Here is an 18,270-nt window from a genome sequence, read left to right as displayed (position 1 = left end):
TGATGAGGAGAATACAGATGCGTCTGCCCTGGCGAGCGCGGTCACCGCGCCCCTCCGCCGTCACACCCCCGGCGCCGCCCCGGCGGGCCCCGCGCCGCGGCCTCGTAATCGGCGCCACCACGGTTCTGCTGGCCGGAACCGGCCTGCTGGCCATGCAGCCCGCCCAGGCCGCCGTCGCCTGCCGGGTCGACTACGCCATCAGTTCGAGCTGGCCGGGCGGCTTCAACGCCAACGTCACCATCAACAACCTCGGTGACGCCGTCAACGGATGGACAGTGTCCTGGTCGTTCGGCGCCGGTCAGCAGATCACCCAGCTCTGGAACGGCACGCTCTCCCAGTCCGGTTCGCAGGTGACGGTCACCAACGTCTCCTACAACGGCAGCATCCCCAGTGGCGGCAGCACCAACTTCGGATTCAACGGCTCCTGGAACAGCTCGAACCCGGTGCCCACCTCGTTCTCCCTGAACGGTGTGGCCTGCACCGGCAACCCGGGCACGCCCAGCGCCACTCCCAGCGCCACCCCGTCGCAGTCGCCCAGCGTGTCGCCGTCGCCCAGTGCGACGCCGTCGCGTTCCCCCTCGCCCTCTCCGTCGCCTTCCCCGTCGTCGACGCCGACGGGCACGTGTGATCTTCCGTCGACGTACCGCTGGACCTCGACGGGCGCGCTGGCGACTCCGAAGTCGGGCTGGGTTTCGCTCAAGGACTTCACCAACGTCGTCTACAACGGCAAGCACCTCGTCTACGCGACGACGCACGACAACGGGTCGAGCTGGGGCTCGATGGGCTTCAGCACGTTCACGAACTGGTCCGACATGGCCTCGGCCACCCAGACCGGGATGAACTCCGGCACCGTCGCGCCGACCCTGTTCTACTTCGCTCCCAAGAACATCTGGGTGCTCGCCTACCAGTGGGGCGGGACGGCGTTCTCCTACCGGACGTCGAGCGACCCCACCAACCCCAACGGCTGGTCGTCGCAGCAGGCGCTGTCCACCGCGAGCATCTCCGGCTCGGGCACCGGACCGATCGACCAGACGGTCATCGGTGACGGCCAGAACATGTACCTGTTCTTCGCCGGCGACAACGGCAAGATCTACCGGCAGAGCATGCCCATCGGCAACTTCCCCGGCAGCTTCGGCTCCAACTACACCCAGATCATGAGCGACTCGACGAACAACCTGTTCGAGGGCGTGCAGGTCTACAAGCTCCAGGGCCAGAACAAGTACCTCATGCTTGTCGAGTCGATCGGCTCGCAGGGCCGCTACTTCCGCTCGTACACGGCCACCAGCCTGGGCGGTTCGTGGACCCCGCAGGCAACGTCCGAGAGCAACCCGTTCGCCGGCAAGGCCAACAGCGGCGCCACCTGGACCAACGACATCAGCCACGGCGACCTGGTCCGCAACAACCCCGACCAGACCATGACCGTCGACCCCTGCAACCTGCAGCTGCTCTACCAGGGCCGCAGCCCCAGCTCCAACGGCGTCGACTACGGCCTCCTGCCGTACCGGCCGGGTCTGCTGACCCTGCAGCACTAATGGCGTGACCCGGGTCCTGATCAGGATCCGGTGAATGTGAAGCGGCGGGCTCGGTGCGAACACCGAGCCCGCCCTTCCGCAGCAGCGGAAGGCCCACGGGGACCTCGCACACCGGCCGGCCGGGAAGACGGCGTGTCGCGCCCAGGGCTGTTCTACCTTGGGGCGGTGCGTACCGGCTCTCCCGACACCCGTCTGATCGTTCTCCGTGGGAACTCCGGTTCTGGGAAGACCACCGTCTCCCGAGCCGTGCGGGGGGCCTACGGTCGTGGGCTGGCGCTGGTCGGCCAAGACGTCATACGTAGGGAACTGCTGCGGGAATGGGACGTGGATGGCGGCGTGAACATCGGCCTCATCGACACGATCGTCCGCTACTCCCTCGACCACGGCTATCACGTCGTGCTCGAAGGCATCCTTGCCGCGAGCCGGTACGGCGCGATGCTGCAGTCCCTGCGCGGTGACCACGCCGGGACCAGTGCCTTCTTCTACCTGGACGTGTCCTTTCCGGAGACGCTCCGGCGCCATGACAGCCGCCCTCAGCGGTTGGATTTCACCCCCGACCAGATGCGGGAGTGGTATCAGGAGCGCGACCTGCTGCCGGACGGGTGCGAGACGGTCATCGGCGAGGACAGTCCGCTGGAAGCGTCGGTGCGGCAGGTGCTCCGCGACGCACGCCTGACGCCGGCACAGGCAGGTCAGTGACGACGACTCCTCACGGTGGCGACCCCTGGAAAATGTTCAGGCGATGCGAGTGTCGTAGTCCTCGCGGTTGGCCAGCACCTCGTCCATGTGCACCTCGGCCCACACCTTGATGTCGCGCATCACATGGTGGAGTGAGAGACCGAGGCCGGTCAGCTCGTAGGTGACCGTGACCGTGACCGTGACCGTGACCGTGACCGTCGGCGTCACGGTGCGGGTGACCAGCCCGTCCCGTTCGAGGGAACGCGGCGTCTGGGTGAGCATCGTCTGGCTGACCCCGGCCAGCCTGCGGGAGCATCCCGAGCGGACAGCCGAGCGCCAAGCCGGCCGCGGAGCGCGGCATCACCGTCCACATCGTGGTCGCGCATCCCGATGGCGGTCGACTGGGTGCCGCGCCGATCGCGATGTCTGCGAGGGCGCTCTGGTCGAGGTCCTTTTTGGATGATCAGTCCTGGGCTCCTGGCCGAAATGAGTCGTATTCGTGATACCTGATCGATGTCGACCAGACGTGGGAGACCGGCGGTCAGTCCTGCGGCGATGCCCATATCCGAAATTCAGGCGGTCCGGAGGGCGGGAAACGGCTGTTCCATTCGAAGGGGAGAACTGCGGATTCCTCATTTTATCGGGCATGTCTGAAGAAGATTTCGGCAAAGATCGATTCTCGCGGACGCCTCTCATCGGCAGGGGGTGGCCGACTGTGGCCAGTCGGCAACTTGCCGTAAGTTGCCTATTTACATCTATTAGCCGACCAGTCACCATATGACGGTGGCCACACCCCGCCTCGTTGATCAGCGGCTGACGCTGAAAAGTCACCGAGGCTGTCAGCCCAATGCGAATTGGTATCCGTACGTGCCGACGTGTGAGGAGAGGGCGTCCCGGATGGCGCAATCATAGAAATTCCGCACGGCCGGTGATCCCAAATTCGTTTATGGCAGAACGCCACACAGAAGGAATGACACCACCGTGAGAATGACGCGAAGTTTACGGGCCGCCGTGTGCGCGATGGCGGCCGGTGCGATGCTGGCGGCCGGGGTGGGGACGGCGTCCGCCGCGCCCGGGGTCACCCCCGCGAACGTGACGCTCAACCTGGCCCCGGGCGGATCGACGACGATCGCCAAGACCGTGTCCACTCCGGCCATTCCGCCGAAGCCGGATATCGCGTTTCTGATCGACACAACAGGGAGCATGGGCGGGGTCATCTCGAACGTGCGGACCAATGCGAACACCATCCTGTCCAACGTCGCCTCCGCGCAGCCGGACGCGCAGTTCGCGGTCGCCGAGTACAGGGACGTGTCGGCGGACGCGACGTCGTTCCGGGTGGCGCAGAACCTCACCGGCAACCAGACAGACGTCACGAACGGTATCAATTCGCTGGTCGCGTCGGGCGGCGGTGACATCCCCGAAGACGGCATCAACGGCCTGTTCCAGGTCGCGTCCGGGGCGGTCGGCTTCCGGCCGAACAGCACCCGGATCGTGCTGCTGATCGGGGACGCGCCCAGCCATGACCCCAGCAACGGCCATACGCTGGCCGCTGCGATCAGCGCGCTGCAGGCGGCCGACATCACGGTACTCGCGTTCGACCTGTCCGGGCTCAACTCGGGCGGGCAGGCGACCGCGATCACGGACGCCACGGGTGGACAGCTGTTCTCCGGCCTCAACGCCTCGGAGGTCAGCGACACCATCCTGACGGCCCTGCACAACCTGCCGGTCACAGTCACCCACCAGCTGCGCGACTGTGACTCGAACCTGTCGGTGTCCCTGAGTCCGGGCAGCCGGACGGTGACCAGCGGCGATGACGCCACCTTCAGTGAGAACGTCTCCGTCGGCGCCGGAGCCGTACCGGGAAGCACCGTTACCTGCAAGGTGGACTTCCTGCTCAACGGCGTCCTGTCACCGGGCTTCACTGAAACGATCACCGAACACGTCCCGAAGGTGACGCCGTCGATCGCCACGACGCCATCGGGCACGGCGCCCGCGGGCGGGAACGTCTCGGATACGGCGACCTTGACCGGCGGGTACCACCCCACGGGCACCGTCAAGTTCGAGCTGTTCGGACCCGGTGACACCGACTGTTCGACGCCCATCGCGACTCGTACCGGGACGGTGTCGGGCAGCGGCACCGCCGCGTCCGGGAACATCGCCGCGGGTGGAGTGGGCACCTACCGATGGGTGGCCTCCTACAGCGGCGATGACAGCAACAACCCGGTCACGTCCGAGTGCGGCGACGAACAGGTCGTGGTCGTCAAGGCGACCCCGGGCATCACCACCACTCCCTCGGGGTCCGTACCGGCCGGCGGCGTCGTGTCCGACACCGCGAACCTCTCCGGCGGGTTCCACCCCGACGGCCAAGTCACATTCAAGCTGTACGCTCCCGGTGACACCGATTGCACGACGCCCATCGCCACCCCAACCGGCACGCTGTTCGGAAACGGCATCGCCGTGTCCGGCGACGTGACCATCGGCGCGGCCGGCACCTACCGGTGGACCGCCACCTACAACGGCGACGACAACAACAACTCCGTCACCTCCCCGTGCAGCGACGAACAGGTCACCGTCACGCCGCAGCGGCTCACCGGACGGGCCTACGGCCTGACCGCCGGCGCCACCCTGGCCGGCCTCCAACTGGTCAACATCGCGCGCACCCCCGACACCGGCCCTGTCTCCACCACCTCGACCGGCACCACCTCGGTGCCCTGCACCGCCACTCTCAGCGGGCTGATCAGCGCGCACGCCCTGTGCGCCAAGGTGGCCACCACGGAATTCCCCGGCAAATCCGTGGCGACCGCGTCCATCGACGACACCACCATCGGGATCACCGGCATCCCGGTGATCAGCGTCAAGACGATCAACTCCAGTTCCACCACCACCTGCGCCGGGTCCACCGGAACCACCACGATCGCCTTCCTCAAGGTCGGCAACACGGTGGTCATCGCGGAACCCACCACTATCCAGCCCAACACCACGGTCAATGTCGGCGTCGTCAAGCTCGTCCTCAACGAGCAGACCTCATTCACCACCCCTGACAAGGGCCTGACCGTCAACGCCGTCCACGTCACCGTCGACGCCCTCGGCCTGGCCAAGACCAACGTCGTCCTGGCCTCATCCGAGAGCGACATCGGCAACTGTCCATAACCCCATCCACCTGAACCAATAAAACCCAAGGCCGGGCGGACCACCGTGGCTCCGCCCGGCCCGCTACCTAACCTGACGTGAGCTTCCCGCTGGTAGAACGCCAGGAGCTGACGAAGGTCACCGTCTTCACCGCCCAGCGGTGTGCCTGAAAGGCGCACCTGCCGTTCCTGCCACCGGGGCCATCCCGTTGAATTACGGCGGAGGAGCCGGGGTGCCCAGCCCGGCCGAGGTGACCGTGACCTGGCAGCGGCAGGAGACCTCGGACGGCCCCGTCGTGCGCACCGGCGCGACCCCAGCCACGCCACGGCGGAGGCTTTCACGGTCGAGGCTCCAGACCATCCTCGTGGTGCCGGCCCTTGTCCCGGTCATCGGCCTGCGCGTCGGCAGAGGTGCGGTGGAGTTGCATCGGCGCCATCGGGGCGTTGGCGCGACCAGGACGTCTGCCTGAAATTTACAGCGGTGCCCGTCGCGGACCAGCGGTTCGAGTAGGTCGTCTCCCTTTCCGTTGACGCACTACCGCCTCCTCTCTAGCGTGAGGCCTCCGTGGTGGTCGGCATTTTTGTTAGCGCTAACAATGTGCACAAGCGAAGGTTGATCCGGCAATTCGAGATCTAGTGATGGGACATTTCATGGCACTGAGCATGGCGTCTGATGATTACTCATCAGGACCATCGCGGAGCATCTGGTCGTTGCGCCAGTTGCTGATCGCCCTTGCGTTGACCGCGCTCACCGCAGTGGCGACCCTCGTCCCCGCGCCGTCGGCCAATGCCGCCACCAGCCAATTCCGTGGCATGAACTGGGCCGTGCTGGGTGACAACTTCAGCACCGGCCCGCTCGTCGTGCAGGGCCTGAGCCAGTCTGACAGCAACGCGACGGTACGGGCCAAGGCCAACTCGCTCTACGACTACATGGAATACATCATGGGCGTCAACACCGTCCGGTTGCCCATCAACACCCATACGGTGGCCGACACGACCTGGTGGAACTCCTACCGCGGCGCCATCGACGCCGCCACTGAACGTGGATTCAAGGTCATCCTGGCCTACTGGGAGGACGGTGCCGCCTCCGGCGGCAGGATCACGAACCTCGCCGCATGGAACGCGATGTGGTCCAGCGTGATCAGCACGTACGGCTCGAACAGCAACGTCTACTTCGAGCCGATGAACGAGCCGCACGGCTACTCATCGTCGGAATGGCGCAACGTCGCGGCGAACTGGCTCAGCGCTCACACCTCGGCGGTGCCCGGCCGGGTACTCATCGGCGGCACCGGCTTCAGCCAGGACCTCCGGGACATCTGCAACGACAGCCGCTTCAACTCGACGCTGCTGTCCTTCCACTACTACGCCTTCTTCTACAGCGCGATGACCTACGACGCCTTCCGAAGCCACATCCAGACGCTTCTGGGCAACTGCGCTTCCCGCGCGATCACGACCGAGTACGGCGCACCGATGTCCGATGGCCTCAACTACGCCGACCCGAACAGCACCGACAACTTCGTGCGTTACCTCCGTGCTGTGGCCCAGGTGATGCGGGACAACCAGATGGGCGGCACCTACTGGCCCGCCCTCGGGGGCAAGGTCACCGCGGGCCTCGGCTACGACCACTACTCGATGTGGGCCCTCGGCGGCAGCGGCACCAACCTCACCTTGGCCGTCCGCAACCAGTCCGGCGCCGACCGGGTCCGCTACGGCTGGGGCGACACCGTCGGCGACTCCACCCCCACCCAATCCCCCACCCCCACGCCAGCGCCGGAGACGTTCTACCGGATCAACGCGCGCCACAGCGGCAAGGCCATGGACGTCCAACAAGCAAGCACCAGCAACAGCGCGCGCGTCGACCAGTACACCTACGGCGGCAATGCGTGGCAACAGTGGCGCTTCCAGGACGCCGGCAGCGGCTACTGGCGCATCATCAGCCGCCACAGCGGCAAGTGTCTTGATGTGGTGGGCGCTTCAACCGCCGACGGCGCCGAGCTCATCCAGTACACCTGTGGCACCGGCACCAACCAGCAGTTCCAGATGGTCGCCAACGGTGGCTACTTCCAGCTCCGGGCACGACACAGCGGCAAATGCGTGGACGTACCGGCCGCATCGACCGCGGATGGCGTGATCCTCAAGCAGTATCCGTGCAACACCGGCGCCAACCAGCAGTGGTCGCGCACGGCCGTCTAACGGTGGTCTCGACGTAACCGCGGATCCGCGGTACACCCCTCCCCGGTGCCGATCTTGTGCTGTGCGCTCGGCGCCGGGGATGCGGACACCCCCAGCGCCACCGCATCCCCGTACAAGGGAACCGGCATCCTGGCCGCAGGCGGCCACCGTGCGCCGGCGAACCCGCTGGAATCAACCCCTGGGGTCTCCACCGAAGCCGAGGCGGTTCCTAGTCACTCAGTAACGCAGAAGGCCGGTTCCGATGATCGGAACCGGCCTCTCAGCTGGTACTTCTGGGTCGGGGTGGCGGGATTTGAACCCACGGCCTCTTCGTCCCGAACCGCGAGCGCCGCTTCAACAGAAGGTGTTTAAGGCATCACCATCTGTGTAAAACCCCAGGTAGAAGCCCTAGTGTGAGTGTTACGTGGTCCTGCCGAATGTCAGCTCCTGGTTCAGGGTCCACTAACGCAGCACTAACGGACGATCAAGGGGGTGAATTGGGCTACTCGTTCAAGCGGCTCGACTCGCGCGGTCGGGTTCGCTACACGGCCTGCTACAAGGACATACGCGGGAACGTTGTCTCAGCGGGCACTTACTCATCGAAGCGGGCGGCGGACAAAGCCTGGCAGCAGGCCGAAGCCCGTATGGACCAGGGGAAGATCGGCCATCCCAGCCGGGGCAAGCAGACCTTCGCCGAGTACGTGAAGAACACCTGGCTTCCCAACCACCAGGTGGAGCCGTCGACCATGCAGAGCTACACGTACACGCTGAACAGGCACATCCTGCCGACCTTTGGTCCCATGCGAATGGTCGACATCCTTCCCGAGCACGTCAGGGCGTGGATCGCCAAGCTGAAGGACGACGGCGTCAAGGCGCCGACCATCAAGTACGCCAAAGTTCTGCTCAGCGTCATCTTCACGACCGCGCTCAACGACCAGGTGACGTACATCCACCCCGGCCGTGGTGTGAGAACGCCGACCGTGGCCGTGAAGCCCCGGACTGTGATCACGCCCGAGCAGTTCGACGTGCTCTATCAAGCCCTGCCCGACAGCGACACTCAGTTGCTCGTCGAAACCGCGATCGAGACTGGGCTTCGGTGGGGAGAGCTGTCCGAACTTCGAGTGAAGGACCTCAACACGAGAACCCGGATCCTGACCGTGAGCCGCGCCGTGGTCGAGGTCAATCCGAAGTTCCACCCGGACGGCGGACGCTTCATCGTCAAGGAGTACCCCAAGGACAAGGAGTTCCGTCGGTTCAAGCTGAGCCGGCAGATGGTCGACAAGCTCGAGGAGCACATCAGGAGCGAAGGCCTGGAGCGCGACGACCTGTTCTTCACCTGGAAGCATGTTCCGCGGGCTCGTTTGCGGACCAAGGCGCTTCCCGATGTGGACACGCTCGGCTGGACCAAGCCAAACGAGAACGGCAAGACGTACAAGCACGGGACCTTGTCCGCCTACAACGCGGGCAAGTGCCGCTGCGAGCACTGCCGCGCCGCTTTCGCGCAGTACCGGGCGAAACGCCGAGGCGAGGAAGGGAAGGACACCCCACGCCAGCCTCGGCAGCGCGACACCGACGGCCACATCCCGGCCGACTGGTTTCGACGGCAGGTCTGGAAGCCCGCGCTGAAGGAAGCCGACTTGGGGATCCACGTGCGCATTCACGACATGCGGCACGCACATGCCTCATGGTTGCTCGCTGGCGGCGCCGACCTGCAGGTGGTCAAGGAGCGGCTTGGCCACGCCTCCATCGCCACCACCGAGAAGTACCTGCACACCCTCGATGACGCCGACGAGACCGCGCTGGAGGCGTTCTCGAAGATTCGGAATCGGTGCGCGAGGTGAGCAGGTCTGCTTCAGTACGGCGCCTTCGGCCCAATCCCGATTCGCGGAAAGGAGAGCCCTAATCAGAGGGAGAACAGCGGGCGAGACCCGGAGGAGAGGATGCATCCTCGCCCACCCATCCGACGCGCGACGATCGTCACGCCGTATCCTCGTCGGTTCGCTGTCAATGCGAGTGAATGCTGGGGTTGGGATGTCCCGTTCCCGGTGCCCTTGGCGGTTTATGACGGTGGGGGGAGACAAAGCAATTGCACATCCCTTCGCCCTCACCACCCGCTTCCTGCTCGGCCAGAGGTGAGCGGTTGTGGAAACCGATCTCTCCCTGGCTGTGCGCCGCATCCGGCGTACCACGATCGCGGGCGTCGCGCTACTGGCGCTGATCGCGGCCGTCGTGTCGTTTCGTCACATGCACGAGCTGTGTTTGCGTCACGGCGAGGATCGTTTGGCGGCGGTGCTCATTCCGCTCGCCGTCGATGGCCTGATCGTCGTCGCCTCGATGTCCATCCTCCTGGCCAACCGGTACGGCAGCCGCGGCGGCGTTCTGGCGTGGAACCTGCTCGCGATGGGTAGCCTGGCCAGCCTCGGCGCCAACATCGCCGTCGCCGAGCCGAGCCTGATTGGTCGCATCATCGCCGCATGGCCGTCCCTAGCCTTGATCGGCAGTTATGAACTCCTGATGTCCCAGATCCGCCGCTGCACGGGAGCTCAGCCAGAGGCCCCAGACTTGTCGGCCCCTGAGCCTGCCACCGATGCGGATGCTGACCCCGTCGAGCAGCAAGACGAGCAGCAAGAGAACGCGGAACTGTCTACTGAGCCTCATGGGAATGGCCGGACACTACAGCGAGCGGCCTGGCGGTGGGCACAGCGGAACCGTCAGGAAGACGGAGACCTACCCAGCGGCGTCGCTATTGCTCGGGCTTTTGCCCGCAGCCCCCGTTGGGGCCGCTTGGTGAAGAAGGCCGGCCTCGCCGGTGAACTGACCGACGCACCCACGAGGGCGCTACTCCGGCCCGGGGTGACCGGGAGAGGTTGAACTCAAACGAATAACTCGAAGAGCTGCTGACACTCCCGACGCAAATTTGGCCGGCTCGTCCTGAGATGCGGCTGCTCACACGATCTCACTACCAGAAGGACAGGACGCTCGTTGATGGCGCCACCCCCGCTTCGGCGGTAGATGCGAGGACTTGATGCGGCGCAATCTTGTAAGGACTGTTGCTGTAGAGCGCTGCTGTACAGCATCTGCCTTGAGGTGAGGAATTCCCTCGATCAACCCGGCTTGAGCTTTCGCGAACGTCGTGCGTGCGGGATGTAGGGGTGCGCCATGTTTGGGCACCCCTACCCCTGCTAGCTCTTGTCGCCAGCCGAGAGCTCCTCTTGCGGCGTGCAGGACATCGTCGCTATCGGCACAAGGTCCGCGAGGATCAGTCGAACCTTGTCCGGTCTAACGCGGAGAGCAATCAGCGCCACCGTTAGCGCTCCGAGGAGGAGGAGAGGCAGGGCGGAGCCGCCACGTGCGGGTAATCTTTCCACGTCGGGGTTTCCTATCTGACGGTTACTTCGACAGCGCCGCTCCGGCCTTGGTTGGAGCCGTGCCGGAGCGGCGCGCGATTAGGCTACTTCAGCATGCCCAAGATCGTCAAGTCTGCGCCCAAACTTTCAGTCTCTCACGATTTCGGCCAGCTTAGCAATTCCAAATCAACGATCTCGCTTAAAAATGCCCTGGTAGGGGGGTACGGACCGGAGGTGTCCGCCTCTCAGCGGCGACATCGGGGCCGTCTGGAGCCGCTACCCGCCGCATCGGTTGTTGGGTACAGCGGTAGAGACTGCGGAGAGCTCATCCGCTCGTCCTGCTCCTACTGACTGCGTGTCAGCAGCGCTCGCGGCGATGAAGTTGTCGGCGAGGCTCGCCTACCTCCTGCGAGCTCGCACGTGCAAGCCATGACCAGCGCAGTCCCGAGCAGAGTCAGGAGCCGCCGTCACCGTATCTGGCAGATCCAGCAGACAGGTTGCAGAGCAAAGCCGAGCCGGAACGCCCTGAGCACGACCTCGGGTAGTTTCAGCCGTTGAGACGGTGGAGATAGCCCTGGTCCGGAAATAAATAATTATTCTCGAAGTGCAAACTGCGGAGGAGAGCCTTACCGCCAGGGCGGCGGCACACTTCCTGCCCGCTCCGAGAGTCTCGCTGGCCTGGGCTGGTCAGCGGGTGGTGGCCGTTCGATGCGGCACTTGCGGAGTGCGCTGGTCAGGAATAAATCTCCGCGGCTACGGCTGCTGCTGGGCCTATCACAGCAGGGCCGAACCAGGAGCGGCATGATTGGCGCATCCCTGGCAGGGACGCCGACGAGGTCAACCGTCACGCTATCCAGTCAGTCACTTAGTCCAAGCACTGCAACTTAACTGGAGATTCGCGAGCCACTCAGTTATGACGGCCAGTCCTGTCGGGCCGGGCATCCGAACTAGGTCCCGAGCCTGCAACCCTCTGTTTTGTCAGGTGGGCCAACCGCTCCACTTCCAAGGGCCGTCCCAAGGCCAGGGGTCGGCGCTCACAGTAGCCAGAGTTGTCTCCAGCGCTGTCGTCATCGTCGTCAACACGGGCTGATGGAGTCGGCTGGGATGAGGTCGGCGCGGACGAGGCGGAACGGTCCTCTCGCATTTGGTATGCGAGTTGCACCGCTGCGGCACGCCCTGCCCCAGTCATCGTCCGGGACCAGGTGTTATTCACTCGGCTGACGTCACCTCGTTGAGCCACAGACTGGTTCAATCACCAGCGCCTGCACACCGCGATCGGGTGTCGACGACGCGTGAAAACTGGATCAGGCACACTTTCCGTGATCAGACCCTGGTCAGTCGCTCAGCAGGAGGCGTTTGCGCAGGAGATCGGGGTTGGCGCGGCCGTACATCTGCCGCTTGAGCATTTTGTCCCGGTTGACGTGCCCTTCGACGAGACCAGAGCTGTAGGGCAGGGTGAGCCCGGCGGTGACGGCGTCTTGGTCGCGGCGTAGCCCGGTGACGAAGGAGCGCAGGTCAGGCAGGTCGTCGCGGAGTACCGAACCATCATTTCGGCGAACTGGCGCACGTGGACCCGGAGCGCTGCCAGCTGGGGACATGAGGCGGTGAGTGTGTCGAGCTGGCGTTGCTCGCTGGGTTCGAGGCGGGCGGGGTTGCGCAGGAACCAGCTTGTGGCCTGCCGGACCGTGGGCGGGCGGGGCGAAGCCGGGGTGGGTGGTAGGCCGGCTCGCCAGGGGCGGACGTATTGGCGGACGGCGGTGCTGCTGCCGCGGTAACCGAGATTCCGCAGTTCACGGCAGAAGACTTCGGCGTTGGTGCATCCTTGTGCCCACCGCTTGAGCAGGTAGCCGTCATAAGCGTCCAAGGCCTTGGGGCGTTGGCCGGTGCCGGTGTGTACGAGCAGGTCTTCAGGGTTGCCGGCGCGAGCGAAGCGCCGGACGGTGTTGAGACCGAGGTTCAGCCGACGGGCAATCTCCCGGACGCCGTGGCCTTGCTTCAGCAGAGCGTGAACGACGGCATGCCGTTCCCGGGTGCGGACGGCGATCCGGTCGTCGCGGTCGGCGGGTATCCGAGGCGGGTTGGGCGCCTGCAGCGGTGGAGAAGGTGTGGGGTGAGTGCTGAGCGCGGGGATCAGGGACGGCAGGTGATGGCGGTGCCGGGTGAGGGTGCGTTCGACGGCCTCGCCGAGGTTCCTCCACAGGTGCCAGCGATCTGCAACCTGGGTCGCATGCGGTGCGCCGCGGGCCACACCCTCGGCATAGGCGCTGGCCCGGTCCCGGCACACGATCTCGACGCCGGGGTGAGCCTGCAGCCAGGCCGCGAGGGTCTCGGCCGTCCGATCAGGCAGCACGTCGACCACCCTGCTGGTGGAGATGTCGATCAGGATGGTGCCGTAGGAGTGGCCCCGCCGGTAGGCGAAGTCGTCCACGCCGAGCACCCGCGGGCCCGCCGCGAGGGGCGGCTCGGGCAGGCCGCGAATCAGCCTGATCAGCGTCGTCCGGCTCACTGAGGTGGCCAGGCGCTGGGTAAGCCGGGCCCCAGCGCGACCGCCCAGCGCCAGCGCAATCGCCCGCAACGCCCTGGCCGCCGGGATGCTGCGGCGGCCGTATCGCACCGTCAGGCCAGGAATCTGCTCAACGAACGTCGCCCTCACGCAGGTGGTGTTGCGGCAGAAGAATCGGTGTACCCGCAGGTGAATGAGCAGTTCCTGGCCGCCGGCTGCGGTGTCGGACAACCGCCGTTCATAGTGACTGTGCCTGCGCCGCGACCGAACTCCGCAGTCCGGGCACGCAGCCTCCACAGTGCCGGTGCTGGCCCGGATCCGCACCGTCCTTCCCGCACGCAACACCTGGTCAATACACACGCGGGCCAGGTGAGGGAACAACGCCCCGACAATCTCACTGATCAACACGCCGCAGATCGTGGCTGGTTGGAGAGCCGGCCGCCTCCCCCTGGGGTCAGGTGCGGCAAGTCAGTCAAGTATTCGTTGCGAAGAGGTGTCGCCCAGGGTAAGGCCTCGTGACTTCCGGCCTGTCACCTCGCGGGCGACCTTCGCCGCGGCCTCTCGAGCGTCTTCATGCTCTCACACACGTATGGACTGCCAACCTGCCAAAGTGAGCAGCCTGTCGGTTTCCGTTTGATGTCGGGCGCATGCGCGCGAGGACGGCAAGGTTGTTCTAGAGCTTGCATCGCACCGAGTCAGTAACGAGCAACTGGACCAAGGCCGTCGCTAGCATGACAGCCGCTTCCGCTGAAGCCTGGCTAATTGGGGCGCTTGTGGGACCGCCTTCGTGCCGGTCACGATGTCCGAACCACAGGGTCCCGATCATGCTGGGGACTATCTCGATACCGGCTGGCGCGCCATGCTGGTCAGAGATCACCAACTCGTACCTATGAAGCGAATCTCTGAGGTGCTTGTGAACCTTGCCGAGCGTCGGGGCTGGGTGGTTAGGCAGGAACAGCGGGGCAGCGATTGCCTCAACGGAGCGAACGGCGTCCGCGTAAGCTCCTCCAGGGTCAGGATGGAGCGAACGAACCTTCGTCCAGACCTCCTGTAGGCGTATGACAGCAACTGAGTGCCCCCGCTGGGCGGCTGTTTGGACCGCCTGGGCGGCGGCGGCAGCAGCTGGCAGGCTCACCCGGCGTTCTAGCCTCGGGCTTTCGTGCGCCCAGCAGAACCGCCAAGGGACGGTAAGTTGCCCAGCGGCGTCGCCATCGCTCAGGCTTTTGCTCGCAGCGCCCGATGGGGCCGCCTGGTCAAAAAGGCCGGACTCGCTGGAGAGTTGAACTGACCTGACGCCCCAGATCGCTTGCTTTCTATCTGGCGGCTACGACCAGACACCGGTCTCTGGGATTTGTAACGAGTGCTCTTCCAAGCTTCGGAGGGTTAGAAGACCGTCTTGAACCTGATTAAGTAGGAATAGTTCGCGACTTCGACACTCTGGGCATACGCTAACAGCGGCGAGAGGCCAAAGATCAACTGGAGTTCCTGAAGGGGTGCTGTCGATATAGATTCTTTCGGGTTTGAGCGGGAATGTGCTGGGACGTTCGAAGGGTTCCCAGCTCGGATGGCTTCCACGAAGTCGCAAGCCTACAAGCTTGTACGATGATTCGTCGAGATATTCGCACCTCTCCACCCAGTCCCAATGTGCACCAGAGAGCCAGCTGACAGAGCTGAGGGCCGATAGAACATAGGGCTCAAGTTTCTCTACTTCCTCATTGAGTTCGTGGTTGGTTCGCACGCCGTGTGCGTGATGCGAGTCGTTCCTGAAATTTCTAATTGCGTCAAGTAGTACGCGTGGCGAGTTGTCGCCTTCGTGTAATCTCACTAGCTCTTGCAGGCGGGGTGAACTGACCTCATCGAGAAATCTGCCCATCATGGACAGCCAAGTGCCAAAGGTGGCGCCCCTGTAGAATTGATCGCGAAGACTTCTCGAGAAGCCTTTTTCGACGATGAGATCGGAGAGCGCCAGCAGCCCTAGCATTCGCGCAATTCCCTCGCCGAGTTTGAGGAGTGAGTCTTTGCGCTCGGCCGGATGAGTACTGATCCGGTATCTGCGGGCTAGTGCAGCGACATGATAAGGATAGCTCCACTCTGCTCGCCAGATAGGATCGTCTAGAGGGCGTACCAGCTCGCTAATCAACTGTGCCTCGTAGGCGGCGTACCGTATCTCATTGCGTTTACGCCGAACGTCTGTCTCGCTGCTCGCGAATACGTTAGGTAAAATGCCTGATATTGACTCTCTTAGCGTGCGCCGGGCTTCTTGCACTTCTTCAAGAAAGTTGTCAACCGCCTCATCGGCGACGAGGTCAACGGGGACAGGTAGATTCATCAAATCCCGCGCATGCGAAAATTGCCCCACATCGTTTCGTAAGTTGAGCCATTCACAAAGTGCTCTGCCATTCCCACGCAGCGGCCGCAAGACAAACATCAAGGTAGCTGCCTCGCCAAAGTCTGCAGGAAGTAGCCGCCAATTCCCTGGGCGTCCTACGAGATCACCACCTGTGCACGGTGTAAGCACTGGGCCTTCTGTGGGGGAGTCTGGTAGGTCCGCGGCCGAGTCAGTCTGATACAAATCTTGCGCTCTGAGATATCTAGGCCTGTCGGTTATTTTTGCTTCACCGTCACGAAGTGGTCGACTTATTCGTCTAGCCTCTATTTGGACGAACCGCGAAAGCGGTTCGAAGGTGCAATTAAGTTCCGTATGGAAGAAGAGCATCGGGGAGATCTCGTAGCCGATTTTGGTCTTGGGATGGTCGATCCAAGCGTCGGGGGAGCGTGGGTGGATCTCCCGTTTTAGGTACTCTTCGACGTCCTCGCTCAAGGGGACGTTCGCGTAGTCGCGCAGCTCGGGGTCGGGTTCGATCTTCTTGTTCTTGTACTGGACCTCGCCCTGGGTATCGCGGACGCCAATGAGATCACGCAGCGTGTCCAAGAACAGTGCCTTTGACGGCCACTGCAGACCAGCGGTGCCCACCGCCTTCCTCATGGATGCGAAGACCTTGTCTTTCGTCGTCGACGTGGTTCCGATGCGAAGTCGAAGAGCGTCGGCCAGCTTCTCGGTGTCGATGTGAACGCCGAGCTTGGCAGAGTGGCGGATGGCTTCGAGGGTCTCCTCGGTGAGCTCGAAGCGGAGTTTGAGCGGGTGCTCGACGGTGATGCGGCGGTAGCCGAAGTCTTCGTTGCGGAAGACCTTGACCTTCCCGTGTAGCGGATGGTCGGGATCGTCGGCCACGGTGAGGGCTTCGCCGTACAGGCAGGTGATCTCCTTAATCTGGTCCTTGCCGATTTCCTTGCGCTTGTCGCCGAGCGATCTGCGCATCCTCTGCCAATGGTCCCGGGCGTCCAGCAGGATGACTTTGCCCTGGTGGTCAGGGGTCTTGCGGTTGGTGAGGATCCAGAAGTACGTGGAGATCCCAGTGTGGTAGAAGAGCTGGTCCGGGAGGGCGACGATCGCCTCCAGCCAGTCGTTCTCCAGGATCCAGCGGCGGATCTCCGACTCGCCTGATCCAGCAATGCCGGTGAACAGTGGGGATTTGTTGAGGACGATCGCGATGCGGCTGCCGCCAATCGCGGGCGCCTTCATCTTCGAGATCATGTGCTGGAGAAACAGGAGCGACCCGTCGTTGGTCCGGGGCAGGCCAGCCCGGAACTTGCCCTCGGAATCGGCCTCGATCTCATCTTTGATCTTCTTCCAGTCCACCCCAAAAGGCGGATTGCAGAGCATGTAGTCGAAAGTCTCGCGCAGGTGGCCGTCCTCGGTGAAGGAATTGCCGAAGGCGATGTTGTCGGGGACCTGGCCCTTGATCATGAGGTTGGAGCGGCAGATAGCCCACGTCTCTGGGTTGATCTCCTGCCCGGACACTTTGATGGTGGAGCCGGGGTTGAAAGCGGTGATGTGCTCTTCCGCGGTCGACAACATGCCGCCGGTGCCGCAGGCAGGGTCGTACACGGTGCGGACGACGCCGCTCTCCTGCAGCAGGTCAGCGTCGGGGACGATGAGCAGGTTCACCATCAGCTCAATTACCTCGCGGGGCGTGACGTGCTCACCGGTCGTCTCGGCGGAGACGCCAGGAAAGCGCCGGATCAGGTCCTCGAATACGTAGCCCATCTGCTGGTTGGGGACCACTTCAGGCCGCAGGTCGAGGTCGGCGAACTTGCTGACGATCTGGTAGAGGATTTCAGCATCGTCAAGCCTCTTGATCTGATGGGCGAAGTCGTACTTCTCCAGCACTTCACGAACGTTCGTGGAGAAGGTCGTTACGTAACGGGTCAGGCGGCCGGCAACGTGCTTGGGATCACCAGCGATCTCTTTCAGCGTGTAGCGGCTGATGTTGTAGAAACTGTGTCCGGCAGCTTGGCGTAGGAAGAGCTCTCGCTGCTCGCCAGCTTCGTAGGCGTCGGCGACCTTGTCACGGGTCGGTGCCAGGACGCATTCGAGACGGCGCAAGACCGTGAGCGGTAGGATGATCTTGCCGTATTCGTGCCGTTTGAAGTCGCCGCGCAGCAGGTCGGCGACGGACCAAATCAGCTCCGCCAAATGATTCGATCCAGTACTCATAGAGCCCTCCGTCGGCTCGGCCGTCGAACGAATATGATCATCGCACTTCAACTTCAGATGTTGAAGATGGAGAGGGATGATGATCCTGAGCCCCGCTTGGCGGCGGATCGTGCCCAGCATTCTTGCTGAAGGGGTCCTCAACAGGAGGGCACAGCTACGCGGTCTTCCCGTCACTTATGGGCTCGGCCGATATGGCGCCGACCTCGACGCTCGTGCCGTGCTCGCGCCTGAGCGTGACGGACATGCTCAGGAGGCGACCTGTATGGACGGGCAAAGCGAGTCGGGGTCAGCACTTGCAGCTGACCAAGACGACCTTGCGCGGGAGGAAGCGCTTTGATACTGCCCAGGTACG

At 63.9% G+C, this 18,270-nt stretch carries 8 protein-coding genes and 1 pseudogene; 6 read left to right on the top strand and 3 right to left on the bottom strand.

Annotation, left to right across the window (positions count from 1 at the left end):
- The first annotated feature begins 17 nt into the window (after nucleotides 1-17).
- Entirely contained in the window at nucleotides 18-1,532 is a 1,515-nt protein-coding gene (locus JOL79_RS26830) for a non-reducing end alpha-L-arabinofuranosidase family hydrolase (RefSeq protein WP_210158675.1), read from the top strand.
- Nucleotides 1,533-1,697: 165 nt separating this feature from the next.
- Nucleotides 1,698-2,231, top strand: coding sequence for a P-loop NTPase family protein (locus tag JOL79_RS26825; RefSeq protein WP_307848744.1), 534 nt, complete (start codon nucleotides 1,698-1,700; stop codon nucleotides 2,229-2,231).
- A 36-nt stretch (nucleotides 2,232-2,267) separates the two neighbouring features.
- On the opposite strand, the gene JOL79_RS26820 is transcribed toward JOL79_RS26825, so the two are convergent.
- Nucleotides 2,268-2,513 carry a winged helix-turn-helix transcriptional regulator gene (locus JOL79_RS26820; protein ID WP_269143940.1) on the bottom strand — a complete coding sequence of 82 codons (246 nt, stop codon included), beginning with the start codon at nucleotides 2,511-2,513 and terminating at the stop codon, nucleotides 2,268-2,270.
- Between the two features lie 684 nt (nucleotides 2,514-3,197).
- On the opposite strand from JOL79_RS26820, the gene JOL79_RS26815 reads away from it, so the two are divergent.
- The 4 genes from JOL79_RS26815 to JOL79_RS26800 all read left to right on the top strand — a co-directional run bounded on the left by JOL79_RS26815 (nucleotide 3,198) and on the right by JOL79_RS26800 (nucleotide 10,381).
- Nucleotides 3,198-5,360, top strand: coding sequence for a vWA domain-containing protein (locus JOL79_RS26815; protein WP_230985562.1), 2,163 nt, complete (start codon nucleotides 3,198-3,200; stop codon nucleotides 5,358-5,360).
- 689 nt (nucleotides 5,361-6,049) lie between these two features.
- Entirely contained in the window at nucleotides 6,050-7,531 is a 1,482-nt protein-coding gene (locus JOL79_RS26810) for an RICIN domain-containing protein (RefSeq protein WP_210158672.1), read from the top strand.
- Between the two features lie 476 nt (nucleotides 7,532-8,007).
- Complete coding sequence (locus tag JOL79_RS35165) at nucleotides 8,008-9,351, top strand: tyrosine-type recombinase/integrase (protein ID WP_372446815.1); 1,344 nt, start codon at nucleotides 8,008-8,010, stop codon at nucleotides 9,349-9,351.
- 301 nt (nucleotides 9,352-9,652) lie between these two features.
- Complete coding sequence (locus JOL79_RS26800) at nucleotides 9,653-10,381, top strand: DUF2637 domain-containing protein (protein ID WP_307848743.1); 729 nt, start codon at nucleotides 9,653-9,655, stop codon at nucleotides 10,379-10,381.
- Nucleotides 10,382-13,009: 2,628 nt separating this feature from the next.
- On the opposite strand, the pseudogene JOL79_RS35980 reads toward JOL79_RS26800, so the two are convergent.
- Both JOL79_RS35980 and JOL79_RS26790 read right to left on the bottom strand, forming a co-directional pair.
- A pseudogene (locus JOL79_RS35980) lies at nucleotides 13,010-13,684 on the bottom strand (ISL3 family transposase); the annotation flags it as partial.
- Nucleotides 13,685-14,684: 1,000 nt separating this feature from the next.
- The gene (locus tag JOL79_RS26790; RefSeq protein ID WP_307848742.1) at nucleotides 14,685-18,038 is read right to left on the bottom strand and encodes a type I restriction-modification system subunit M; all 3,354 of its coding nucleotides are present in this window, start codon (nucleotides 18,036-18,038) and stop codon (nucleotides 14,685-14,687) included.
- Nucleotides 18,039-18,270: the final 232 nt, after the last annotated feature.

It is taken from the genome of Microbispora oryzae (assembly GCF_017896165.1).
GTDB lineage: Bacteria > Actinomycetota > Actinomycetes > Streptosporangiales > Streptosporangiaceae > Microbispora > Microbispora oryzae.
This window is presented reverse-complemented; position numbering and strand designations above follow the sequence as displayed.